The 23,484-nt window shown below is 39.2% G+C and carries 26 protein-coding genes; 16 read left to right on the top strand and 10 right to left on the bottom strand.

Features of this window, described 5'->3' with window-relative positions:
• Positions 1 to 104: 104 nt before the first annotated feature.
• Together JW841_10565 and JW841_10570 are read left to right on the top strand one after the other, a co-directional pair.
• Positions 105 to 1,193 (top strand): hypothetical protein, encoded by a 1,089-nt coding sequence (locus JW841_10565; GenBank protein MBN1961378.1) that lies wholly within the window; start codon positions 105 to 107, stop codon positions 1,191 to 1,193.
• Between the two features lie 38 nt (positions 1,194 to 1,231).
• On the top strand, positions 1,232 to 1,891 hold the full coding sequence (locus JW841_10570; GenBank protein MBN1961379.1) for a dUTP pyrophosphatase: 660 nt from the start codon (positions 1,232 to 1,234) through the stop codon (positions 1,889 to 1,891).
• Between the two features lie 18 nt (positions 1,892 to 1,909).
• On the opposite strand, the gene JW841_10575 is transcribed toward JW841_10570, so the two are convergent.
• Positions 1,910 to 2,644 (bottom strand): hypothetical protein, encoded by a 735-nt coding sequence (locus JW841_10575; GenBank protein MBN1961380.1) that lies wholly within the window; start codon positions 2,642 to 2,644, stop codon positions 1,910 to 1,912.
• Positions 2,645 to 2,680: 36 nt separating this feature from the next.
• On the opposite strand from JW841_10575, the gene JW841_10580 reads away from it, so the two are divergent.
• Both JW841_10580 and JW841_10585 read left to right on the top strand, forming a co-directional pair.
• Positions 2,681 to 3,097 carry a TIR domain-containing protein gene (locus JW841_10580; protein MBN1961381.1) on the top strand — a complete coding sequence of 139 codons (417 nt, stop codon included), beginning with the start codon at positions 2,681 to 2,683 and terminating at the stop codon, positions 3,095 to 3,097.
• 38 nt (positions 3,098 to 3,135) lie between these two features.
• Positions 3,136 to 3,402: a hypothetical protein gene (locus tag JW841_10585; GenBank protein MBN1961382.1), complete on the top strand. Its 267-nt coding sequence runs from the start codon at positions 3,136 to 3,138 to the stop codon at positions 3,400 to 3,402.
• On the opposite strand, the gene JW841_10590 is transcribed toward JW841_10585, so the two are convergent.
• Positions 3,389 to 3,589 (bottom strand): hypothetical protein, encoded by a 201-nt coding sequence (locus JW841_10590; protein MBN1961383.1) that lies wholly within the window; start codon positions 3,587 to 3,589, stop codon positions 3,389 to 3,391. The genes JW841_10585 and JW841_10590 overlap by 14 nt on opposite strands.
• Before the next feature lies 1 nt (position 3,590).
• Positions 3,591 to 3,824: a hypothetical protein gene (locus JW841_10595; protein MBN1961384.1), complete on the bottom strand. Its 234-nt coding sequence runs from the start codon at positions 3,822 to 3,824 to the stop codon at positions 3,591 to 3,593.
• A gap of 65 nt (positions 3,825 to 3,889) precedes the next feature.
• Here JW841_10595 and JW841_10600 point away from each other — a divergent pair, with 65 nt between their 5' ends.
• The 4 genes from JW841_10600 to JW841_10615 all read left to right on the top strand — a co-directional run bounded on the left by JW841_10600 (position 3,890) and on the right by JW841_10615 (position 6,507).
• On the top strand, positions 3,890 to 4,132 hold the full coding sequence (locus JW841_10600; GenBank protein MBN1961385.1) for a hypothetical protein: 243 nt from the start codon (positions 3,890 to 3,892) through the stop codon (positions 4,130 to 4,132).
• Between the two features lie 91 nt (positions 4,133 to 4,223).
• The gene (locus tag JW841_10605; protein ID MBN1961386.1) at positions 4,224 to 5,555 is read left to right on the top strand and encodes an AAA family ATPase; all 1,332 of its coding nucleotides are present in this window, start codon (positions 4,224 to 4,226) and stop codon (positions 5,553 to 5,555) included.
• Complete coding sequence (locus tag JW841_10610; GenBank protein MBN1961387.1) at positions 5,555 to 6,049, top strand: hypothetical protein; 495 nt, start codon at positions 5,555 to 5,557, stop codon at positions 6,047 to 6,049. Before JW841_10605 ends, JW841_10610 begins: the two co-directional genes overlap by 1 nt.
• Positions 6,050 to 6,213: 164 nt before the next feature.
• Positions 6,214 to 6,507: a DUF493 domain-containing protein gene (locus JW841_10615; GenBank protein ID MBN1961388.1), complete on the top strand. Its 294-nt coding sequence runs from the start codon at positions 6,214 to 6,216 to the stop codon at positions 6,505 to 6,507.
• A 14-nt stretch (positions 6,508 to 6,521) separates the two neighbouring features.
• Here JW841_10615 and JW841_10620 read toward each other — a convergent pair whose 3' ends face one another.
• Positions 6,522 to 9,950, bottom strand: coding sequence for a hypothetical protein (locus JW841_10620; GenBank protein MBN1961389.1), 3,429 nt, complete (start codon positions 9,948 to 9,950; stop codon positions 6,522 to 6,524).
• 242 nt (positions 9,951 to 10,192) lie between these two features.
• Here JW841_10620 and lpdA point away from each other — a divergent pair, with 242 nt between their 5' ends.
• Complete coding sequence (lpdA, locus tag JW841_10625) at positions 10,193 to 11,596, top strand: dihydrolipoyl dehydrogenase (protein ID MBN1961390.1); 1,404 nt, start codon at positions 10,193 to 10,195, stop codon at positions 11,594 to 11,596.
• Between the two features lie 92 nt (positions 11,597 to 11,688).
• Here lpdA and JW841_10630 read toward each other — a convergent pair whose 3' ends face one another.
• From JW841_10630 to JW841_10645, 4 genes are all read right to left on the bottom strand, one after another.
• The gene (locus JW841_10630) at positions 11,689 to 12,174 is read right to left on the bottom strand and encodes a hypothetical protein (GenBank protein MBN1961391.1); all 486 of its coding nucleotides are present in this window, start codon (positions 12,172 to 12,174) and stop codon (positions 11,689 to 11,691) included.
• 150 nt (positions 12,175 to 12,324) lie between these two features.
• Positions 12,325 to 12,999: a nucleoside deaminase gene (locus JW841_10635; protein MBN1961392.1), complete on the bottom strand. Its 675-nt coding sequence runs from the start codon at positions 12,997 to 12,999 to the stop codon at positions 12,325 to 12,327.
• Between the two features lie 37 nt (positions 13,000 to 13,036).
• The gene (locus tag JW841_10640) at positions 13,037 to 13,273 is read right to left on the bottom strand and encodes a hypothetical protein (protein ID MBN1961393.1); all 237 of its coding nucleotides are present in this window, start codon (positions 13,271 to 13,273) and stop codon (positions 13,037 to 13,039) included.
• Positions 13,239 to 13,892 carry a nucleotidyltransferase gene (locus tag JW841_10645; protein ID MBN1961394.1) on the bottom strand — a complete coding sequence of 218 codons (654 nt, stop codon included), beginning with the start codon at positions 13,890 to 13,892 and terminating at the stop codon, positions 13,239 to 13,241. Before JW841_10645 ends, JW841_10640 begins: the two co-directional genes overlap by 35 nt.
• Positions 13,893 to 13,995: 103 nt before the next feature.
• On the opposite strand from JW841_10645, the gene JW841_10650 reads away from it, so the two are divergent.
• On the top strand, positions 13,996 to 15,240 hold the full coding sequence (locus JW841_10650; GenBank protein ID MBN1961395.1) for a HEPN domain-containing protein: 1,245 nt from the start codon (positions 13,996 to 13,998) through the stop codon (positions 15,238 to 15,240).
• Positions 15,241 to 15,691: 451 nt separating this feature from the next.
• Here JW841_10650 and JW841_10655 read toward each other — a convergent pair whose 3' ends face one another.
• Entirely contained in the window at positions 15,692 to 17,761 is a 2,070-nt protein-coding gene (locus JW841_10655; protein ID MBN1961396.1) for a hypothetical protein, read from the bottom strand.
• Positions 17,762 to 18,047: 286 nt separating this feature from the next.
• Positions 18,048 to 19,790, bottom strand: a complete 1,743-nt coding sequence (locus tag JW841_10660; GenBank protein ID MBN1961397.1) for a DEAD/DEAH box helicase family protein — start codon at positions 19,788 to 19,790, stop codon at positions 18,048 to 18,050.
• A gap of 196 nt (positions 19,791 to 19,986) precedes the next feature.
• On the opposite strand from JW841_10660, the gene JW841_10665 reads away from it, so the two are divergent.
• The 6 genes from JW841_10665 to JW841_10690 all read left to right on the top strand — a co-directional run.
• The gene (locus tag JW841_10665; protein ID MBN1961398.1) at positions 19,987 to 20,442 is read left to right on the top strand and encodes a hypothetical protein; all 456 of its coding nucleotides are present in this window, start codon (positions 19,987 to 19,989) and stop codon (positions 20,440 to 20,442) included.
• A 250-nt stretch (positions 20,443 to 20,692) separates the two neighbouring features.
• Positions 20,693 to 20,884 carry a type II toxin-antitoxin system VapB family antitoxin gene (locus JW841_10670; GenBank protein MBN1961399.1) on the top strand — a complete coding sequence of 64 codons (192 nt, stop codon included), beginning with the start codon at positions 20,693 to 20,695 and terminating at the stop codon, positions 20,882 to 20,884.
• Positions 20,868 to 21,296, top strand: a complete 429-nt coding sequence (locus JW841_10675; protein MBN1961400.1) for a PIN domain nuclease — start codon at positions 20,868 to 20,870, stop codon at positions 21,294 to 21,296. The genes JW841_10670 and JW841_10675 overlap by 17 nt, the downstream gene beginning before the upstream one ends.
• A 474-nt stretch (positions 21,297 to 21,770) precedes the next feature.
• Entirely contained in the window at positions 21,771 to 22,256 is a 486-nt protein-coding gene (locus JW841_10680) for a hypothetical protein (GenBank protein ID MBN1961401.1), read from the top strand.
• A 573-nt stretch (positions 22,257 to 22,829) separates the two neighbouring features.
• The gene (locus JW841_10685) at positions 22,830 to 23,132 is read left to right on the top strand and encodes a hypothetical protein (GenBank protein MBN1961402.1); all 303 of its coding nucleotides are present in this window, start codon (positions 22,830 to 22,832) and stop codon (positions 23,130 to 23,132) included.
• A 10-nt stretch (positions 23,133 to 23,142) separates the two neighbouring features.
• Positions 23,143 to 23,484 (top strand): hypothetical protein (locus JW841_10690; protein MBN1961403.1); only part of this gene is annotated, 342 nt, incomplete at its 3' end.

Below are 23,484 nucleotides of genomic sequence, written 5' to 3' on the forward strand. Positions count from 1 at the left end.
AGAAATCTTATATTTAAAAGCATAAAAAAGATCTCTCACTACGTTCGAGATGACACCAATGTTTCGCCAGTATTTATTGAGAACTTACTTATGGCCTCAACAATATGAGCTCACCTTCCTATTTTCGTGAAAAACCTTATAACATTACTTTAGAAGCAGGCCGTGTTCTTATCACTTCTCCTGCTTTTGACACTTATTGGCGTTTTGCTTCACAACGGCAGGCGCTTTTTATGCAGCGAGTAGCAGGTAATCCTCCCCCTTGGACAAATGATCAAGTATTGGCATCACATCGTTTCACCAATGTGTACCGTGCTTCTGACCGTGTAAGTCAATATTTAATTCGCCATGTTATTTATAATGGGTTGCACTCTAATGATGAAGTTGTATTTCGGATTTTGCTATTTAAAATATTTAATCGTATCGAAACATGGAATGTATTAGAAGATAATCTTGGTCAACTTACTTGGAAAACTTTTGCTTTTGAACGCTACGCGAAAATATTAGATGCAGTGTTAGCAGATGGACAGCGTATATATTCTGCTGCGTATATTATGCCATCACCAGCCTTCGGTGATGCGCGCAAACATCGTAATCATTTAAAACTTTTAGAATTTATGATGCGTGATGGTGTTGCAACAAAAGTCAATAAAGCAAAAGCTCTTGCCGATGTTTTTAATATACTGGTGAACTATCGTTCATTAGGTGATTTTCTAGCTTTTCAGTTTACCATAGATCTCAATTATAGTGAGGTAGTGAATTTTTCAGAGATGGATTTTGTTATAGCTGGACCAGGTGCACGCGATGGAATTCGTAAGTGTTTTATTGATACAGCAGGATTAAGTGAGGCCGATATTATCCGTATTATGGCTGAGCATGCTGAATATGAGTTTAAACGTTTAAATTTAAAATTTCAAAATCTTTGGGGTCGCCCTTTACAACTCATTGATTGCCAGAATTTATTTTGTGAACTAAGTAAATATGCACGAGTAGTACACCCAGAGATAATAGGCGAATCTAACCGTACGCGTATTAAGCAAAAGTATGTACCTAAATTGACTCCAGTGCCGCAATGGTATCCACCAAAATGGGGTCTTAATATTCCTTTGTCTTTACAAAATAGTCAGTCAAATATTATAACTAAGCGTCAACCACGTCAGCAGAAGTTAGAATTTATGATCGGTTCAAACCCTTGAATTAGATCACAGCAGAGCAAAGAGGGGGGATTTGCATTATGCCTTTTTTAACAACACAAGAAATAAGAGATCGATTAAACAATAGTATGCAAGCACTTGTTAGCGATGCAGACACAAATTCTGCACAATGTGCCTGTTACGAGCTTAAGTTAGGAGACGAGGCATTTATTACTTCGCCAGAAGGTATCAAAAAAAAATATAATGATGGTGAGCAAATTCGTATTCCCCCAGGACAATTTGCAATACTGCTTACTAAAGAAGAGATCAATCTTCCCAATAATTATTTAGCATTTATATCCATTAAGTCGTCGATCAAATTAAGTGGCTTGGTTAATGTTTCTGGATTTCATGTTGACCCTGGTTTTAAAGGGCGACTTAAGTTCTCGGTATATAATGCTGGCCCTGAAGCTATAGTATTGAATGTAGGTAAAAGAGTATTTTTGATTTGGTTTTATGAATTAAATATACCAGACGAAAATGAATATAAAGGCAATAGCCAAGGTCAACAAAGCATCAGTTCCAAAGATGTAATGCGATTGCAAGGCGAAGTTGTATCGCCAGCAACTTTAAAAAAAGAAGTTGAAGAACTGCGTGCGACTGTTGCTAATTGGAAAGCAATTACTACAGGTGCTTTTGCTACTGCTGTAATAACTGCGTTGGCTACTGCTATTGGTGTATTAGTCAAAATTTTTAATTAGTTCGTTATCTAGCTTTAATTAACCCCAAGCAACTTTTTGCGCTTTTAGTCTAGAAGTTGATATTGCAACACTACTTTGCTTTGATTGGGTACGTTGCCACCAGCCCATCCAAGCTTGCAATAATTGTGGATTAGTACATTTATTCATAAGCGCTTGTGCTAAATCTAAATAATGACGACGGCGTGCTGATTCAGCACCGAGAATAAGCAATAAGTTCTGATATGCTATTGGGGCTGTTGGTAATGTTGCAAGTGAATCAAGATAGTTGTCGTCGACATCCTGTGCTGTTAGTTCATCCATGCGTCGGAATAATTCATTGATAAGTGTATTGCCTTGCGCTGGATCAGTAGCAAGCGAATCAGTATTGGATGCAAGATTTACTTTTTCAAGACAGCTAAAACAATTCAGCTCGTTAGTATATAGGTGTAGACTATCACTCCAATGGTGAAAGCTACCGACAGCAACACCAAGCCACCCGGCCATTATTTCCTGTAGAGTTGTAAACTGTAAAAAATTGTAGGGTAGTCCACGAAATATATCACTGCTACGCATGATCTGCGTCCACTCATGAGAGCTGTTGCGCACTTTGAGCATCGACATAATGTTGCATGGTATATCTGCCGATTGGGGTAATCCATCATTTTGGGGAAGATCAACATGCACATCCCAAATTTGTAATACAACTTGGCGACTTAAACTGTTAGCGCAAAGAGCATCACATGCTCGATGGATTTGATCTATGCAAAAATGCAAAAAAAATTAATTTATATTGATGTATATTTAACTATCATGACTGAACAAACTTGCCATAATGTTTTCATTAGTCATATTCACAAGCATGATGAAGAATTGCACGCCTTAACCGATTTGCTTAAGAACAATGGCTACGAAATTAAAGATGCTTCGATAGATAGTAGAAAGCCAAATAATACAAAAAATCCTGAATATATAAAGGCAGAGATTTTAGCCCCCCGTATACGTTGGGCGGGATGCTTTATAGTACTAATTGGCAAGGGCACAAGTGATAGCGAATATGTAGCCTGGGAAATCGAATATGCCAAGCGAGAAGGCAAAAGAATAGTTGGAGTTTTTGTACGTGGAGCAACCGATGCTGATATTCCTTATGCTTTAGAGCGTTATGGCGATGCACTTGTTGGCTGGAATACCGATAGGGTAATGGGAGCGGTTAAAGGGGAACACAATTAAAGCGTAACACACTTTCGTTTGGTGAAATTGCAATTGCAATGCTGAATAAGTCTTTACGTCCATTCTTGGCTAAATGGCATCCACTATTGAATTCTTACGAAGCACGCCAAACTCAACAAGCTCTGTCACAACGACAACATGAGCGTCTTTGGGAGTATTATCAAACGTTTCGTGATGAACTTGAACTTCTTAGAAAAAATCTAGATGAGTACGCTAAAATTTTAGCGACAGCAGCAGGAATCGACATCATTCACAAATCAAGAGATAAAAAAGAGGCAGATAATAATGCAGCTAATGCATCTTAAATACTACAATTTCCGTAGCAATTATTACGCAAAAAATAATTACCCAAAGTAACCCTGGCTTGGCGCGAATTCTTTTAGGAGCAATACATTTTGCTAGTTCTTCACGAAGTAAGATGATTTCACCAAACCAAGCTGCTGCAGAGATTAATGTAGCAACAAGAATTGCAAATAGAAACCATGTAGACATGCTATTTATTTACAATAGACTCTACTTGCGCCAGTGCCTTAGTCGCTTCTTCTGCCGTTGCTTCTACTAAACGAAATAAACGTCTTATTTGTTTTTGAGTTTGAATGTCAGCAGTAAAAGGCAAGCTCGATAAAGACTCATTAGCGGCATTTGCCAAAGCTTCAACGCGTTCGATAGCAATGCATAGTTCTTCTAATATAAAACAATCATTGCCTTTGTTCGCTGTAGAAGACATAAGATGACAATTATGTAACTATGGTTACATAGTAATTGCAAGCGTTTTATTGTTTTAATGTAATCATGGTGCATAATCGCCGTGATACATTCAACTCTCGCGGTCGGCGTCTATTGGCTGAACATATTGAAGCCCACTGGTCATCAGCAGGGCAGTTTGCCGATGAGCTTGAATTATCACATCATAGCATTAGCTTTTTACTTTCTGGGCGAACTCGCCCTAGCCTTGAGCGAGCTGTTGCTATCGAAAAATTAACACGTAAGGTGGGGCTACCCATAGTAACTTGTGAAGATTGGGTGACTAATTAACCCCCTATCTGCATTTTTTTCATCTAAATTGTGGAAAACAACTGTAAATCAGCATAGATAACAATATTGTTCAGATGTTAGGAGCTTGGCTATGCCACAGTCAAAAAATCGAATAGCAAAAATTGCCATAAAAGGATTTAAGTCGATCGGGTCAGAACAAAGTATAGATATTAGGCCTTTAACGATTCTTGCAGGCGCCAATAGCTCAGGCAAATCGAGTTTTATGCAACCGCTCTTATTACTTAAACAAACACTAGAATCTCCAGGTGATCCAGGTGCATTACTACTTGACGGACCCAATGTGCGTTTTACCAAAGGCGAGCAAGTTTTAAGTGCAAATTTAAATAAAAAAACACGAACACGAGTTTTTTCAATCAAAATAACTTTATTAGAGGGTGCAACATTCGAATTAGTGTTTTGCTATAAAAAGAGTAAGGGATTTGATTTAGAAAAGATGTCATTTAGAAAAGATGTCATTAAAGCACAAATAACTAAAAAAATGTCAATAGATGATATATTAAAAATACTTCCGCCATATTTGTTGGAGTTGGTAAATAAAGTTATAAAAATAAAAGGAGACATACAATGGCAGGTAGAACGTAAACGTTGTTTTTTTGACTTGTCGTTACTTATTAATCATAAAAAAATAAATGATATATTCTATAATTTACCCTCTATATCTAATAGCAACATATTGATACCACTTATTGAAGATGTAATTCACCTTCCAGGTCTGCGTGGCAATCCTTCGCGAACTTATCCAAGAACTGCTGGTGGTCCGTTTTTCCCTGGTACGTTTGAAGAATATGTAGCAAGTGTGATTGCCGAATGGCAAAGCAATGGTGGTAAAAGCAAATTAAAGCAACTAGCTAAAGACCTTGAAACAATGGGGCTAACCTGGAAAGTAAGGGCTGAATCTATTGATGATACTCAGGTCGAATTAATGGTCGGTCGCTTAGGCCATAGTAGTAAAGGTGGTGCTCAAGATTTGGTTAGCATTGCTGACGTTGGCTTTGGTGTTTCACAAGCGCTGCCAGTTTTAGTAGCTTTATTAGCAGCTCGACCAGGTCAGCTTGTCTATTTAGAACAGCCAGAAATTCATCTGCATCCATTAGCGCAACGAAAGCTTGCGGGTATTTTTTGTGAAGCAGTCAAACGGGGTGTGGTAGCTGTTATTGAAACCCATAGTTCTATTTTGTTACGTGAAATTCAAACGTTAATCGCCAAAAATAAATTAAATAAAGAAGATGTTGCCATGCATTGGCTACAAAGAAATAAGTACGGCGAAACCTGTGTGCAAACAGCAATGGTTGATGACGATGGCGCTTATGGTGATTGGCCAGCGGATTTTGATAATATCGAGCTTGATGCCGAACAGTCATATCTTGATGCCGTTGAAGCCAAGCATTCTGGTTTGCGTTAATGAAAAAAAGTCGGTTATTAGTTGTAGATGCATCAGTGGCGCGTTCTGCTGGTGAAACGCAACATCCTGTTTCGTCGGCCTGTCGCGAATATCTCAATAGTATTCTTGAAATTTGTCATCGCATAGCAGTAAATGATGAAATTAAAAAAGAATGGTCTAAACATAAAAGCCGATTTACTAGCAAATGGCTGTGTTCGATGGCTGCGCGTCGTAAACCTATGCAAACTGTTACTTCTGCTACTTTTACAATAGATATAAAATGTTATTCGAAAAATGACCAACCAAAAATTCAAAAAGATTTATGTTTATTAAAAGCTGCCCTAGCAGCAGATAAGATAATTATTACAAGAGATCAAAAAATATTAGAGATCTTAAATAAACAGCCAACAGGCGCAAAGTTAGCAAAACAAATAACCTGGATAAACCCAGATACTGAGAGTGCTGAAACGCTTAAGTCAATGCAAACGAAGTCACCGCATAAAAAGAATTTATAGTGCTTATTGATCAATACAAAAGCAGAATTATTAAACTAATTTGCATTTTATCTTATAATTACAACATGTTATACGCTTCGTGACAAATCCGCAATTGCATTGCAGATCAGCCCCAACCAAACATTTGGCGTTTTACAGTTAAGAGTGTTAAGCGGTCTTGCCTTATGAATTTAAAAAACCGCACTGAAACTATCGAGCTACTTAATCAAACCCATGAATTTCCTTGCCCATTTACATTTAAAGTAATCGGCGAAAACTCGCCAGCATTTATAGCCCAGGTAGCGCAAGTAGCAGTCAACGCACTTGGGCGAGAAACTACACTAGTTATAACTACACGTGAGAGTTCAGGTGGACGACATCTGGCAGTAACCATGGTGGTGACCGTACCCAATGCTAAGCAGGTATTGAGCATTTATGCGATGCTTGGTGAACTCGCTGGGGTAAAGATGGTTTTATAGTTTGAACTTCAGATTTAAACTACCCGATAAACTTGAGTGCCGCCTTTGCGTATAGAATCAACTATCCCACCACGTATTAATGTCTCAAGAACCTTTTTAGTTTGCGGTAGAGTAATCTTTAATTGTTTGGCGATCGCACTAACTGTGTTGTCTCCGCCACGACGCAAAATTTTCAGAATTTTTTGTTGCTCGCTATTAAGCTCACCCATAAGCAACTGCATTGGTATAATGATGATGTAATCATGAGGAAGTTTCAACGTGAAGTTTTTACCTTTTACTTCAAGATTAAAATCTTTGACGCCATGGAATGCTTTTTGTAACTCTTTAATTAAAGGATGCAAAAACTCTTCAACTTCAGGGTCAGCAATATCGCTATTAAGTATTTTAGTTGCATCAGTGATGGTAAGTTTACTCGGCAAAGCATCTACTATTTGTGCGAATATGATTTGTGCTTGCATACTCGGAAGTTTAAGTGGCTTTCCAGCAAAGAAACCTCTTTGGTGTAATAAATCAAGCACAAAGTTACGATTATTAATATCTATGATGCTTGCTGTCTCATTTCCAACTAAACGTTTTTCAGAATGAGCGTAAAGTTGGCAGCGCTGACGTGGAGGTAATTCAAGTTGTTCAAGAGAATGTACAATACTGTTTTGCCGTAATAAGGTTAGCTTGTGCAGTGTTGCAACCCAATGGTCACAACGTTCAGCCGCTTCAGCACTATTACCCAACAATTGTGCTAATGATTCACCAAATCGCCACATTAAAGCAGAGGTTCGCTGCGATACTACGGTATCAGGAATTTCTCTAAAGCAGCGTTGCGCTGCATCTAAGTTGCCTTTACGTATTAATGCAACACCAGTCAAAGCAATGGCACGAATACGAACCTCTCGCACACCTAAAGCATCCGCCTGCACAGCAAGACGGGGTCCTAAACGCAAAGCAGAGGATAAATCTCCGCTTATAATTTGTGCTGCTAGTAATAACTCAGAAACGTGCATGGTGCCTATTTCATCACCCAAACGTTTAAGCGCGGCTAGAGCATTACGCGCAAGAGATACTGCATTTTTAATATCGCTTTCATATAAGCTTATGCGCGCCAATAATTCACTGCCTAAGGCTACAACACGTGAATGCTTAATACGGTTAGCCAATGCTAATGCTTCTTTGGCACGCTCTTTAGCTAGAGCAACTTCGCCTTCTTCAAATGCCGCATGAGCAATACGATAAAGAGTATGAGATTCTTCGCGACGATTGCCGCCAGCATTAAATAGTTTGCAGGCTTGTGAAAGTTCAGCAATTGCTTGTTTGCTATCTTTACGTCGAAGACGGATCAATGCACTTTCTCGTAAAAACATGGCAACACGAGGAGCTGCGGTTTTAGGGTCAAGACGTGCTAAAGATTCATCAACAATGCGACTTGCTTCATTAATACGGTTAATCGCGATGTATGAACGAATTAAATGAGTGCGCAACATGTCAGCAACAGTACGGGGGCCAGAGGCGTCCCACATTTCTACTACCCGTGGTAGCATTTCAGCAGCAGCTTCATGACGACCACGACCAACCTCAAGTAGCGCTTTTGCAGCAGCAAGATAGCGACGTAAACGACGACTAGCAGTGGCCGATAAATTACGCTCTACTAAAGAAATATTCTTTTGCGCGCTAGTGAGATCACCAATATCTAAAGCTACCCATGCCTCAGTAAGCTCGGCTATTTGGATGAGGTTGCGATCACCCCATTTTTGCGCCAACTCATGAAAACGTTTGAAAGCAGCTTGCGCTAACTCAAAATCGCCAGTCTCGCGATATAGATCACCTATAAAGCCGACAGCTGTTGCCGCATGATAAAGGTCACCAGCGGCATCAAAACTTTTTGAAGCTAAATCAGCTTGCTTAATTGCTGTAGCAAGATTGCCCATTTGGGCATAAACCTGGCTTAATAATCTGTGCAACTCGCCATGGCGTGCATGGTCTTTTCCGGTTTTAAGACGCTGCAATAAAGTCTTGCCAAGTTTTTCAGCCTCTGCAACATGCCCAAGTTTAACCATTGCTGCTGCTGCGATTGGACCAACCGGAATAAGTAACTCTGGTTCAACGCTTTCTTTACGTAACGCTTCAAATGTTTTTACCACTAGCTCGAAATTTTCTAATTCATCATAAATAGATATTAACGCTGCCAGAGCTCGTATGCGTGTCCATCCATCTTGTTCTTTTGCAAGTTTTTCGAGTTCTTCACGTACATGGGCAGCTGTGCCTTGACGTATACGTGCTTGTGCTGAAAGCAAAGCTAAGCGAGGCGCAAGAGTGCCAGTAGCGGGTATCGAGGCGATAATACGTAAATACGCCTCACCAAAACCTAAATCACGCACTGTATCCCAGCTATCGGATAACGTCGCCACCGCTTGTTCAAGATGTTCAGCTTGGGCTAGTAATTTGCCAGCTCGAATAAGGCTTACAGGTTCACAACGACTTTGGCCACGTTTTGCTAAATGCGTAGCTAAAATGATAGCTTGCTTTGAGTTGAGATTTTCATTCTGTCCGAAATAGTTTGCTGTAAGCTGATGAATATAAACATCACCATCAATATCATCAAGCAGGCCTTTGGCTAATAATTTAGTAACAATATTGTCAGCAACTTGAACAGCAACTTCGCGTGATACTGGTTCGCCAATAGCAGCGATAGTGTTTAAAGCATCTTTCTCTTCTTGCTTTAGGTTTTGTTCCGCGAATGCCATAATAGCACGAAAAGCATTAACCGATCGGGCTGTCTGCGCTTCGAGCAATTCTTTTGGGGGCAATACATTACCACATAGTGATATAATGAAACGTAAAGTTAACGGTTGTGCACAAGCCCCACCACGTGCAGCGTCTGCCGTTAAAGCTTCTATGTTTACAGGTTCAAGCTTAGCTTCAAGTGCAATATGTTGAGTTTCTTCTGCACTAAGTTGGCCGACACGTTCTTTATGTAAAAGCATGGCATCCATAGCTGATAGCTCTGGTTCACCATGACTAGTGGCAATAACACGAAATGAACCTTTGGCTGCTCGTAGCGAGCGTACCAAGGCAGGTAAATCTTCTTTACGAAAATGCTCTAACCCATCTAAAAGTAAGACCAATTTGTGATTATTAAGAGTCTCGATCAAACGACAAAATGGGTCACCTTGTCGATCAACATTAATAATGGTTTTGCCACGAGTTAAAGCTTCGACCCTGGCTAAAATCGAATTGACTCCTTCACCAGGAACTAGGCGCAAAAATAAAGAGCCTTTTAAACCAACAGCTTTGGTTTCACGTAATAAACGTCGAGCTAAAGAAGTTGTACCACTACCTAAAATACCTTCATAAATAAAGAAGTTATAGTGTTCAAGACGAGACTTGAAACGCGCGACAAATTCATCGCGGCCATAAAAGTGATTAGGAGGTGCCAAAAATGAAGTGGGCATCGACCCCTTTTTAATCAAGCGTATCATCCTGATCCGCTCAGGCTTAATATCCCGACTTTGACTTTGACTTTGACTACACTCTTATTATAGCCTTGGATTAGATTGCAACCATTACATCGCCGACCTTTTTTATTTATGTACTCTTTTATCAGTATTTTATGGCTGTATGGCGACATAGTTATTAAAAGATTACGACGTAAAGCTGGTTGCCAATAACTCTTATATAGAGCTAAAGACCCTATATGGCTAACTACGATGTTATTATTATTGGCGCTGGTCCTGGCGGTTATGTTGCAGCAATTCGCGCCGCTAAAAACGGCCTAAAAACAGCAGTGGTCGAACAAGAGAAACGTCTTGGTGGTACTTGTTTGTTACGCGGGTGTATTCCTACCAAAGCTTTGCTGCATGCTGCTGATGTTTTAACCGTGGTGAAAAGCGCTAAAGATATTGGCATTGATGTCGAGTTAAAGGGTATTGATTTTCAAAAAGTGCAAAAAAGTCGTAGCAAAGCAATTCAAAAATCTGCAGCTGGCGTTAGCTATTTAATGAAACAAAATAATATTGAGGTGCTTGTTGGCCATGGCGAGCTAGTTAATGAACATGAGGTAGTTGTGCATGATACCACCAGTGAAAAACAAAACCACCAAGCCCAGCATATAATAATTGCTACCGGATCACGACCACAACAATTGTCGTTTTTAAAAGTCGATGGTCATCAGATTGTTACCTCTGATGAAATTCTCGAGCTTACCGCTATACCAAAAAGCTTGCTGGTTTTAGGCGCAGGGGCGGTGGGCATCGAGTTTGCTTCATTATTTAAACGCCTTGGTAGTTCTGAAGTTACGGTTATTGAAATGCTCAACCATATACTACCGCTTGAAGATGAAGAAGTTAGCTTTGAGCTTGAACACGCTTTAACCAAGCGCGGTATTAAAATACTTACCAAAGCCAAACTTGAAAAAGCGGAGGTTGTTGGTGATGAGGTGCATGCACAAGTCGCTTTAAAAGAAGGTGAGCCACAACTACTTAAAGCTGAAATGTTGTTGGTAGCAGTGGGGCGTACGCCACAAACACAAAACTTGGGTCTTGATAACGTCAATATAAAAACAGATAAAGCCGGTTACATAGAAGTTGATGAATTTATGCGCACTAGTGTACGCAATATTTATGCAATTGGTGATATTGTACGCACCATAGCTTTAGCGCATGTTGCAAGTGCAGAAGGTATTTTGGCAGCAGATCATGCTGCTCACAAACATTGTTATCCTTTGAAATATAATCAAATGCCATCAGCGGTATATGCACAACCTGAAGTTGCCAGTGTTGGTCTAAGTGAGCATGCTGCCCGTGAAGCGGGTTATGATGTTAAGGTAGCTAAGTTTCCATTTGCCGCTAGTGGTAAAGCTCGTATTTTAGGGCAAACCGAAGGTTTTATTAAAATTGTTGGCGAACAAAAATACGGCGAAGTATTAGGCGTTCATATTATCGGACCACACGCTACTGAACTTATTTCAGAAGCAGGGGTTGGCTTGCGTCTTGAAATCACCAGCGAAGAGCTTGCCCAAGTGGTGCATGCGCATCCCACTATTTCTGAAGTAGTTGCCGAAGCAGCACATATACTAAATGGACAAGCGTTGCATATTTAATAATGAATATAAATAGTTCAGAAAACAATGCACCAAATCATTTAATTGAAATCGGTGCATCGGTGGCGCAGCAATATGTACCGGTTCTTGATTTAACTGGTAATAGTTTCTTTGGTTTTGCAAAAAAATTCTATATCGGTGCGGATATCCTGATTAAGCTGATCAACATAATCATGCGATGTTACTGTTTTAAGCCAAGTAAGTGCTTCATCAATAGTACTTACAACTTTTGTTGAAAAACTTACTTTTGTAAAAAGCAAAATCCCAGAAATAACCGCACGTGCTCCCACCTTAAAAAAACTATTACCTCTAATAACAAAAGCAAGCGCATTAATTTTTTTGGCAAAATGATTTAAAATATCATTTTGTATTTTTTTTCTAACCTCTTCGTTCGGCGGTTTTGAAACTTGGTCAAGCACGACGACGACATCTACTTTTTCGTTAGTAATATATTGCTCAATTTGAGCGTTAGAGATGATTTGTATACCTTCAACAGTTGCATTATCTTTGTAATGCAATACGACTACATCACTGATAATACCTATATCTAATTCTTTACTACTTATAATTTTTCGCATATATCTGATTATATCAGAAAACACTGCATATTTAACTTATGAACTTTGATAAAATATCAGTGGGATAACTATAGTAGATCAAGTAATTATCGTAAATCTTAAAATATTCTCGGTTATTAAAGCATTTATCGCGACTGTCAATTTAGTTAATTAATACGGCTTATTGTTAGAGTTTTGCCATAACTTAAAAGCTGCATTTACATTACTTGCAACACATTTACCAATTTTTAATTGACGCCCATAATATGGTTTATCAAGTTCATTATAAATAAAGGCATCCGAAAAATTAATTTGGGGTTGGCCAGCAGTAAAACGTGTAGCGGCAAAATAAACTTCATCGATTTTTGCCCAATAAATCGCGGCTAGGCACATGGGACATGGTTCACAACTACTAATTAGTAAACATCGCGATAGTGGTCCTGGCTGTGGTAGCTTGTTAGTAGCTTTATCTATCTGATTGAGGTGATAGACTCCTAAAGAATGCGCTGCCCTTCGTATAGCCATAATTTCAGCATGGGCAGTCGGATCGTTTAAATGAGCTACTAGATTAACAGCTTGCCAATATCTAATGATTTCATTGGTATTGCTATCTAGCTGTAATACAATAGCACCAAATGGTCCGCCGCCATGCTTGACTGATTCAATAGCAAGATCACAAGCTTTTTCTACCCATATATTTTCACTATATTCTATATTGGTATAGATATCTGCAAATGTAAAATCATCAACTTCTAGTCTAGCGTTTTTTTGTAGCGATGAAAGCTTGGTGGGGCTTTTAAAAATTTCACCATTGCCGTCAATGGGATTATGTAAGTGTTGCTTCATCGAAAAAGCCTTAGCATTGTTTGATTAATTACAATAATTAGAGTGGCCTTTTAAAATCTTTAATAATATTGTGATTGGGTTGTTGCTTAGCTGCGAATATTGAAAGCATATCTAACAAATCCCAAAGTTCGACTAATCCTTGTTCTGCTGAGGAAATTCTTGGAAGTAATGCTGCTTGGCGAAATTCATTGCGCTGTTTCAGTGCTCTAACTTCATCATTCGCTTTGAGTTTTGCTCCCTTAGTCAATATTGCTGAGGATTTCGTTAAACTCACCTTCTGCTCCCAAGTTAATGGCTTCTTCACGTATTTTATCAATACTGACGTGCGCATGCTGAGTTCGCAAGAGTTCAATAATGTCTAAACGATCGCGCCCTCTTTGAGGATCTTCAACAACTGCTTGTAATTTTAAACAAATTAAATCTTCAAGCGTAACAATTTTGGCCATTACATTTTTACTTACAGAAACTAACTGCGCGCGTTTTAATATACTATGCCCACGCTCACGACGCGCAATTAAAAAATCAACACGTAAACGTTCTAATAAATAACTAATAACACTAATACCTTGATTTAAACTGGAAAATCCCAGTTTAGACATTAACTCGTGTACCTTCAACGCATCTTGCTGGTCTATTAGAAAGTCAATATCTCTGGTGCCACGTACAACGCCTCGCGCAGCTAATGCAATTCCTCCAACCAGTGCATATTTAATATCTTGCTGATTAAAATAATTAATCAACACAACTAAAGAATCGCGCAGTGATGATGGCTTAATAGTACCAAGACGGTCTTTTCGCCTCTTATTGCTAAATATTTTTAAAAAATTCATTGCACCATTTTTGCAGGTAAAAGATAAATGCTCAATGATAATATGACTATCAAGAAAACCCATTGATATCTTTAAACTTTTTTGGTGTCAAAGACCATTAATATTCTTACTATTTTCTGCTTAACCATTGCATCTCATTACCGAATGTTCCAAAACCGCATATTAGATGAGTCCGCAGACGATAGAAGCCATAGGTATATTGCCACCAGAAGTGCAAAGGCAGCTTAATGAGATTACCGCCTTGTTTGCTGCGAGTGATGCCGTACAAATACTGCTGCTATTTGGTAGTTATGCTCGGGGTGATTTTGTCATTGATCTTAACACCGGCTATCGCTCTGATTATGATTTATTAGTTGTAACCCAGAGCGTTCAAGAAGCGACTAATTATAAATTATTTTCTGGTATAGAAGAGCAAGCTAAACAAATTGCAGGCAAGACCCCCGTCTCGCTCATTCGTCATGATATTGCTGAACTCAATCGCGAAATTCGTATGGGGCAGTTTTTCTTTGCCGACATAATACGTGAAGGCATTGTGCTATACGATTCGCATCATGTGCAGCTAGCAAAACCAAAAGCGGCTACCATTAAAGAGCGTTTTGATTTAACTAAAGGTTATTTTAAAACCTGGTTTGCCAGCGCTACTTCGTTATGGAACGTGTCACATCACATTCCGTTTGCTGAGCGACGGATGGCAGCGTTTTTGTTGCATCAAGCAGCCGAGCGCTATTTTCATGCGGTTACTTTGGTTTATGATGGCTATAAACATCGCACCCACAATTTAGAGTTGCTGGCAGCCTATGCTGAACCACATCACCAATTGTTGCAGCCCTCACTAGCACGTAGTGTTGATGAAGATAAACATTATTTTGACTTGCTAAAACGTGCTTATATTGAAGCGAGATACTCACTAAAATACGATATCGATCAAACTGAACTGATTCAAATGCGCTCTCGCGTATGTAATTTTGCTAAACGAGTGCGCTTGGTTTGCCTTGAAAAGTTGGCCTCATATTTTGGTGTTGATGCAATAGGCGAGCTACCTAATATTGACGAAGAAGTTGATCTTAACGAGCTGCCGCCACCACCTGATGATATTCAAGATAAAGAAGCGCTAGAGCTTTGGCAGCAAGTAGTGCGGCGTTTTGTGCATAAGCGCGGTGAACAACGTTATACTGAGGGTAAGCAAGAGGGGCGAGCGGAAGGCCGTGCCGAGGGGTTGCAAGAAGGAGAGGCTTTAGGCGAAGCACGGGCGCGGGCCCACGCTATAATCGATGTATTAAAGCGACGCGATATAGCGCTTAGTGATGAAGATACTGCCCGTATTCTTGCTTGTGGTGATACTGATTTATTAGCGCAATATTGGGAGCGAGCGTTTTTGGTTAGTAATGTTGAGGAGTTGTTTGGGGAGTAAGCTATTAGAGTTATTTTATAATTTATATTTTGAGATATAACAAAATATCTACGCTAAACAGACAAAGTGTAAAAATTATCAACAATTAGTTCATCAGGTTAATACTACTGATTATTGATTTTTTTTTGAAAGCCCAAGTGCCGCCCAAAAGGTTTTATGAACTGAAAATGAGTATTCTGATAATCTTTCAACTTTAATTGCTATTAACGTATCAGCACCTGAAATAGTAATATCAGTAGATTTTGTTTTTACTTTAATTAAACCAACAAGTTGAAGAACTGTTAGGATTTCTGCAAGTAATTTTTAAAATGACAAATGATTGTTCACATATTCTTCCCTTAGTTGAGTTAGCCAATGACACTTGGTCCCCGATAATTAAAGTGCCAGGCACCATTTCTCAAGGATTGCTTATTAAAGCGACCCCAATGGCGTTTTAATTTAAGAACACTACCTAATTACCTGAAGCTTGTTTTGCTACCTCTTGAATTGATTCAACCGCGTCTTTTTCTTGTGCTGGTGGTTTAAAAGTATGTGTCATCCACGGTATCGCAATATGTTTTGAGGTATGACGGGGGTCTTCAGCCATACCTAGCAGCAGCGGTCCGACGATATCTATTTCACGTTGTTGAAGTGTTTTTAAATTTTGGATCTCATCAAGAATTTGCTGTACATCTTCTCTAACCAAGTTAGGTGCACAAATTAATAAGCCTGATAATGCTGCAATTTTAAGTTTCTCGTTATCTTTTTTACACGCTTGTTCCAGATATTTACTCAGTTTCTTCTTAGCCTCAGCCGGCTCTAAATGCGCCCAAACTCGGGCTGCTTTGGGATCTTGCAGCTCATTAAACAAGCGCTCTACCCCTTTAGCACACTGGCGCGGTCGCATCACGTCAACACAGTCAAGAGCAAATATTGCGATAGTGTAGCCTAAACCCTCAAGCTTCACTTCTTCTAATAAAGTAGTAAGTAGTTCATGTGTGACTGCAACATTACGTTCGCACAGAGCACGAAAAGCATCATCGCTTTCTTCTTGCTGCCATGGGTCTTTAATGATGGCGTGTACAAATAAACGTGCGCGCTCAGCCAACCAATTAGTAGCGCGTGAATCATTAAAACATGCGTAGGCATTAGCTAACTCAGCCATACGACGTGGACCAAAATTATTTGTTGAGATATTCTTTATCGAAGATTCGAAGGTATGAAAAGTATTTGATGATCTCGCTAATGCCAGCAGTAATCCTGGTGTCGCATTAGGGTCTTCATCTTCATACGCTGAAGCGGCGGCAATCTTTGATGTAAGTAGTGGAACAAAACGACTATCAACCAAGGTGCTAAGTTGATCAATAATAGTGTCTTGTTCTAAAAAAAATGACTCGTCAGTTTGATGCTTGGTCTCTAACATTTGTAGCAAACCAAGCGCCTTTTTACTTTGAGTGTCATTTTCTAAATCATGCCATAACTGTGAAGCAATGTTAGTATTGCTTGTCTTTACTGAGCCACCAATAGCACTCTTAGTACCAGCAGTTTTTTGTGATGGCGCCAGTAATAACGGTGGCGCCAGTCGTGCTATTTCTTCTTGGGCACCGAACAAATCCTCTTCAGTTAATTCGCCCAGCCTTACTAACCTTCTTTTCATTAGTTTTTGAATAATTTCGCGCGTTTCTTCAACAACTGGGCTTTCAAAATGCGAAGAATCGTGGAGCAAGCTTTCAAGTTCTGTTAAGTTTTTAAGCAACCAATGAGACCAAAGCCAATAGGCTGCTAAATTTGGTTTACGTGTAGATTCTTGAGCTTCATCTTTCCAGTCATTATAATTTGCAGCATAGGCTAAAACACTTTTCCAATCTTGGCCGAGTTTGGTAAATACCCGCGTCAACCAAAATGTGCGGGGATGAAAATTTTGTAAAGGGATGCGAGACTGTAATCTATTCATTAGATCTCTTTCACTATTTCTCACTATTTTTTGGATTGGCTGCGATTCGTCTGTGTCTTTTACGTAGCGTTGGATTGCATTAGCAAGCCATGAGATAATCGATAGTGAAACTGGTATTACTCCCCATTCGTTTTGATCTGTACGTATGACCTGACTTGTATCACCAGGCAATGCTTCCCATGTTGCTTGATAAATAGTTCCACCATCTAAACCAATGGTCGATAAGCCACAAAAAAAGCCTTGGATCTCAGCAATCCATTCAGGTCGGTTCTCTTTGCGAATTAAAGCATAAAAACCATCACGATGGGGACGACGAAGTTCTAATGGTGCAAGTGCTCGTTCAGGACCGTATACGTCAAACAATGCGTTGTAGGTTTGTAATTCGGGACTCCAAGTATTGTCGTATACACATTCAATAAATTTAGATTCTTTGTTAGTCTTGCGACGTTTTTGCGCCATCTGCTCAAATAATTCAGCAAGCTCTCTTCCTGAATATGAAGTATTTCTTAGTACCGATGAATTTGTCGAAACACCATTAACTGCTGTTTGATTTTTCGCATGACTCAATGAGATCTTAGTCTTGTGCATTTATGACACCCTCACTCCTGCCTGACTTTACGTTTTGCAGGAGTTGCTTTGAGTTGTGCGTTTAGTAATTTTTTTACTAGCTCCAGTTGCCATAAAGCTTACTCGGTAATAAAAAAAATCGCCATAAAACCTGCAGGTGTGCGCATTTGTATGTTCAGCAACATCCATACCTTTACATGTAAGACATCGTCGCTCAGTGTAGGCTAATTACACTGTGTATAATATTAACATTCCATGGTCATAATTACTATTTCAGCGCCACACCGTGGTTTTGGCAATTTCATTATCAGTAAAATAGACGAGTTGTTGCATACGCGCTTTCCATCCAGCGTGGGTCGATACGAATAGCTCGACCACGCATTTGCGTACAAAGCACAAACGAGCCCACTTCACTAGCGAGCACTAAAGTATTTACCGATGGTGCATCCCAACCTTCACCCAATAGTGCTGCCGTGCCAACAAGAACTTTAATATGACCTTCACGAAATAACGCGGTCACCAAAGTCACTATTTTTTTACGTAAACCGCCATTGTTTGACACCAACAAATAATTTGGATCGTGGGCTAGTGGTTTAAAAGTAAGCTCGTTGGCATCTTCATTTTCTAAGGTGGCGGCAATTTGTAAATCTACTGCAGCAGTAGCAGGAATGATAACTAAGGATCCGGTTAATACTCCTAACGGTATATCAACAATATATTCTCGGCGCAGTCGTTCAAAAATTGGGACTACGCCTAAAACCTCAAGCGGTTTTATATCATCAATGAAGGCAGGCATGACTTCAGCACGAATATTATCGGCCAGCACCACTGCACGTAGTTGGACGCCAAGTGTTTGCCATTCAATTTTTGTAATCTCAGTTATCGCCTCAAGTTTGCCGACACTCTCAAGTAACACTTTATTAATTACACTTGGTGATGACAGGTTAGTATTTCGTCGTTCTATGGCTCCTAAACGACGTAAAATTTTTTCAATTTTTTTTAAAATCTCTTCGACAACAACAAAACACTCACGGTCACGATCACAAAGTAAAATATGATGCCAGAGAGTCTCCGCCCATTTTAGGTCAAATGCGGGCAGTTTAGTATCTACACCGCCGAGCAATTCAATACACGCTGCAGGGATCTGCCAGTGCCAGTGTTTCAGAAACACCAGCATAGCTGAAAAATAATCAGGAGACTCAAGCACCTCTTCTACATGTTGCAATGGATCAACAATCCAAGGGTGTTGTGAAACAGCGTATATTACCTCGGGATTATCATCAGGAAACGAAAAGATCAGTTGCTTTATGGTGTCGCGGTACTGACGTAACTCATTTGCTTCACTCTCAATCGGAGTGGTTACTGAAATAAGGTCTTGATGTGGTGCTAAATTTTTTTCAGCTACTAATTCAGGAATACTAATTTGTGCATCTATAGGACCACAAAGTTCGATATAGCGACTCCATTCTTTGTGATCGACGTCATAAGGTGGAGTAGCTGTAAGTGAAACAATATGTACTCTTTTAATTGCTGCTACTAAGCTAATCAGACTGTCCCACCAGGCTTTGCGCAAATGATGAGCTTCATCTAAAACTATGGTTTGAACTTTAGCTGCCTGCAATGAAGCAATAAGCTGTAACTCATCTTTTGCTTGTTGGCGCATCTTGGTATGCAATTCTTGATAGGTCAGTGCAGTTAATAATTTTGGCGCACTAATATCTGTACTTGTTAAATTGGTTGCTGGGGCTGATAAAAAAAGTTCATTAAATCGTTTTAGCCACTGATGTTTGATAGCTACCGTGGGTGCTAATATTAACGCCGGATGACCAAGGCGCCGCATGACCTCTAACCCCAAAACGGTCTTGCCCGAACCCGGCGGGGCCACCACATGTAGCCGATCATCTTTAAGATGATACTCAAGTTCTTGCAACACACGTGCTTGATATGCACGCCATGGATATTTAAATTTTATGTCTGCGGCAAAACTGCTACCAAATATTTTTTGCTCAGGGGTATGTATATCTTCGGCGTTGATCATATCTTCATGCATACTATTTTCTCGTGGCTACTTGTTTTATAACCAGACACCATTAACCGTCGGCGCATTATCTAACGATTACGTTTTTGCTATTTTAAAGCAATAGGATATATATTGATTCAATTTATTTTTAATCTACCTCCCCTACTATGCTACTGCTGTTAGTGGCAGAAACCAATTGATTTTGTTTGTCAAATAATGATTGAGTGTGGCTTTAAATGATATTAGCAATGTTTTTTCAAAACAGCCTTACTATGCCCACAACTATAGGAAAGAAATAGTGGTAACACCAGTTGATACAACAAATGGATATGAGAACTGGCTTAATTATAATTGGGATCATATACAAATCTGCGAAGAAAACTGTAAACCATTAGATTACACTATTCTCATCGGAATAATATTCAACTCATCACCTACGCCACCTGAGCTCACCAAATTATTTCAAGAAAATATTATAAAATTATTCACTAAATTATTTCAATTAGAAAACTATTACAGCAAAAACGCGTTAAAAATTGTAATTGATGAATATGTGCAATTAAAACAATTAGCAATTAATATACTCAAAGATAAGTCACTCTCTGCTATAGAGGCACCGAAATGTGGGGTTCAATTTCTAATTGGCATGTCTACTTTGAAAATACAGAAGAATATTACGTAACAATGTTTCACGAATTAGGTTACGCAAGCGGGCCTAAAAAGAAGCGGACTATATTTTAAATTTTAAATTTGATGACAATATTTGAATAGAGTTGTCTAATAAATAATGGTTTGGGCGTTAATTCGCCTCAGTAAAAATAGAGAAATATACAGGATAAAATATCGGCGGCAATGGCGTGATTATTGTTATTAATTTAAATTGATGGGAGTTAAGACTTGTATAATGTGTATGTTTTATGTAAAATATACACATGAAAAGAACAAATATTGTCTTAGATGAAAAGCTAGTTGCAGAAGCTATGCGTTTAAGTGGTTTAACGACTACAAAACAAATAGTTCATCTTGCTCTTAAAACATTTATACAAAGGGCAAAACGACAAAGCATATTAAAATTACGAGGTAAGGTTGATTGGGATGGTGATTTAAGTGTCTGGAGAGACTAAAAGCGTATTAAATTCAATAGGTATTTTGCCTGACACATCAGCTTGGATTGATTTTTTTAGAGGAAATAATTCGAAAGCAGCTAATTTTCTTACTGAATCAATCCAAAGTGATTCATCTATTTTTATAACAGGTTTAATAGTTACAGAAATTTTGCGTGGTTGTACTAATGAACGTCAATCGTTAAAAGTATTAAGTTCTCTGCGAGCATTTCCATTTATTGAGCCAATATATCCTAAAACATACATTGATGCTGCATCGCTTTATAGAACTGCACGTACTAAAGGCTTAACTATTCGTAGTACTGTAGACTGTATTATCGCAGCACTCGCAATTGAACATAATATTGCAGTTCTTCATTCTGATCGTGACTATAAAGCCATTGCAAAAATATCAAAATTACAAGAAGTTTAAAAAAATATCCTCAGTTTTCACCACAAAACCGGCCATATAGAAAACCATAAACCGAGACATTAACCGATGCGTTAGTCTTTGACCTAGCGCGATAATGAGCAACGTTTTGAGCGAAATAAAACAACAACAAATTTTAGCACTTGGTCGTCTCTGCTGGTTATAACACCGTATTGAACGAGAAACCGGTGTAAGAAGAGATATTATTAAAGACAGTGTTCCCTATAAATCGGTAAATATACCGCATTAAGTGTTGATAGCTTATGCACTACCGAAAAGCAGCAAGTTGCCACCCTGCAAAGCCAAATTACCACCTATACTCAAAATATTACTGATTTAGAACAACAAAATAGCCAATGTGCAGCAAAATCTAACGAACAACAAGACACCATTAATCAACAAGAAATCACGATTACTGAGCTGCAAGACACAAATAACACATTAACTGCCACAGTCGCAGCTTTAGAGGCCTCTTTAGTGCTTAAGATTGGGGCTAGCGGGACTTATGCTGGTAATGTTACGCAATATAAAAATAATTATACAACAAATCTAAATAATGCTTCTATTGTGCAAGAAATTAGAGACCGTGTGCAATTATCCGCACAAAGCGTATTAGAAGGTTGGACGTTTATTAGACCACCAGTGAGCAAGTCATATTTCTCTAACAATGAAAATGTCGCTTTAGCTCTATCAATGGATTTTGCCACTGAAATTAGCGAAGAATTCGGTGCGTTTATGGGTCAAATCAATACAATGGACGAAGCAACTTTCAATAGTCAACTGAGAAGTCTATATAATAATTTACCAACTTCACCTGAAGATATAAGAAGAAAAGCACTACTAATGCTCCAAGCGTTAGCTTGTCTACCGAATGTCCCAACATCTGAGGTTATTGATGGAGATACAACATCAATTCATTTCGTTAATAGAATTATTGGTCTTTATAATGTTGCAATAAGCTAATATCCAACACCTAAAAACTACAAATATGATTTAATAAGTATTGAATTCTGCGGTAGATTTAATAACTACCGCAGAATAACAAACTAGCCTGATAATCTTAATATTTTTGACTTAAAAGTTCTTTTCAAAAATTATTAAAACACCTAGCCCAAAATGCTGCTATCTGTGTAGTATACCATTACCTATCAAGCACTACATTTTATGATAGTGCAAAAAAGTTGGCCTTATTATTAAGGGGAGATTAACAAAATGTCATCTTGGCTTAAATCATTTTTATCATCCTGGGTTTTTATGCTGCCCACCATAGCAATGCTATTTGCCATAAGTGGAAACGATCAACCAAAAGCGCGGTAGAGTGATCATGTAGAGAGCGAGAGATCACGCAAAAGTACGGTAGTGTATAAAATTGGCAATCAATAAAATTTAAATACAAAGTAATTTTTGTCGACAGAACAAGAGGGGCAACTAAGTAAATGGCTTAGTCACCCCAAGCGGATGGAACCCGCCAATAAGAACGTAAGTGGTTATCGGCTATTTTCATCCTGCTGTCCAGTTCTTGTCTGCGACAGCAAGGTGGACCTACTTCGCGTAAGATATTGTCGACACTGTAAATCACAGTTTTTTCTATGCCGAAGCTGTGATCACGGTCAGCGCTATTGTTCATCAACTTGTCGAATACAAGCCCGTCGTAGGCAATGGCGCGCTTCAAGCCGTCGTCATCAACAAAGCAAACTAGGTCGTCATAATCATGCAGATCGTCAGCGCAGTTACGCCAAGCACCAAAAAATGACTCAGCAAGGTATCAGCACCGTAGGTACTCAAATAGCAGTGAACTTCAATGCGCCACCCGTCGGCATGTCGCCGCAGGCGTTGTAGGTAATAATTCATGTCGTGCCTATGGTTATCGATAGAACCCGAGCAGTTTCACACGCGCATAATGCTGTCACAGGCAAGCAAAGGTATTTCGCTAAAAGCGTTAATGCCGCCTACACCTGCACATCCCAAAGCGCTGGCGATGTTTTTAGAAGCTCTTGTAGCTTGGTACAACCAGCCATTAACCGCTGTAGTCGATGCGGATGCTTTGGCCGTTCGCCACCACGCAGAGAAATGGGCGGACTGGCTTGGTGATTTATCATCGCCGCAAATTTCATTTTTCTGGGGAGCACCGCCAGTAGCTCGCCATAAGACTAAAGAGCAACGGGAGCAACAACGTTATTTTAAAAAGCTC

The sequence above is a fragment of the Deltaproteobacteria bacterium genome (assembly GCA_016931625.1).
Taxonomy (GTDB): Bacteria; Myxococcota; XYA12-FULL-58-9; order XYA12-FULL-58-9; family JAFGEK01; genus JAFGEK01.

Excerpts from the sequence above, each read along its gene's own strand:
- JW841_10565 (MBN1961378.1), top strand. The coding sequence starts at position 105 with ATGAGCTCACCTTCCTATTTTCGTGAAAAACCTTATAACATTACTTTA.
- JW841_10570 (MBN1961379.1), top strand. The coding sequence starts at position 1,232 with ATGCCTTTTTTAACAACACAAGAAATAAGAGATCGATTAAACAATAGT.
- JW841_10580 (MBN1961381.1), top strand. The coding sequence starts at position 2,681 with ATGACTGAACAAACTTGCCATAATGTTTTCATTAGTCATATTCACAAG.
- JW841_10585 (MBN1961382.1), top strand. The coding sequence starts at position 3,136 with ATGCTGAATAAGTCTTTACGTCCATTCTTGGCTAAATGGCATCCACTA.
- JW841_10590 (MBN1961383.1), bottom strand. The coding sequence starts at position 3,589 with ATGTCTACATGGTTTCTATTTGCAATTCTTGTTGCTACATTAATCTCT.
- JW841_10595 (MBN1961384.1), bottom strand. The coding sequence starts at position 3,824 with ATGTCTTCTACAGCGAACAAAGGCAATGATTGTTTTATATTAGAAGAA.
- JW841_10600 (MBN1961385.1), top strand. The coding sequence starts at position 3,890 with ATGGTGCATAATCGCCGTGATACATTCAACTCTCGCGGTCGGCGTCTA.
- JW841_10605 (MBN1961386.1), top strand. The coding sequence starts at position 4,224 with ATGCCACAGTCAAAAAATCGAATAGCAAAAATTGCCATAAAAGGATTT.
- JW841_10610 (MBN1961387.1), top strand. The coding sequence starts at position 5,555 with ATGAAAAAAAGTCGGTTATTAGTTGTAGATGCATCAGTGGCGCGTTCT.
- JW841_10615 (MBN1961388.1), top strand. The coding sequence starts at position 6,214 with ATGAATTTAAAAAACCGCACTGAAACTATCGAGCTACTTAATCAAACC.
- JW841_10620 (MBN1961389.1), bottom strand. The coding sequence starts at position 9,950 with ATGCCCACTTCATTTTTGGCACCTCCTAATCACTTTTATGGCCGCGAT.
- lpdA (MBN1961390.1), top strand. The coding sequence starts at position 10,193 with ATGGCTAACTACGATGTTATTATTATTGGCGCTGGTCCTGGCGGTTAT.
- JW841_10630 (MBN1961391.1), bottom strand. The coding sequence starts at position 12,174 with ATGCGAAAAATTATAAGTAGTAAAGAATTAGATATAGGTATTATCAGT.
- JW841_10635 (MBN1961392.1), bottom strand. The coding sequence starts at position 12,999 with ATGAAGCAACACTTACATAATCCCATTGACGGCAATGGTGAAATTTTT.
- JW841_10645 (MBN1961394.1), bottom strand. The coding sequence starts at position 13,892 with ATGGGTTTTCTTGATAGTCATATTATCATTGAGCATTTATCTTTTACC.
- JW841_10650 (MBN1961395.1), top strand. The coding sequence starts at position 13,996 with ATGAGTCCGCAGACGATAGAAGCCATAGGTATATTGCCACCAGAAGTG.
- JW841_10655 (MBN1961396.1), bottom strand. The coding sequence starts at position 17,761 with ATGCACAAGACTAAGATCTCATTGAGTCATGCGAAAAATCAAACAGCA.
- JW841_10660 (MBN1961397.1), bottom strand. The coding sequence starts at position 19,790 with ATGCATGAAGATATGATCAACGCCGAAGATATACATACCCCTGAGCAA.
- JW841_10670 (MBN1961399.1), top strand. The coding sequence starts at position 20,693 with ATGAAAAGAACAAATATTGTCTTAGATGAAAAGCTAGTTGCAGAAGCT.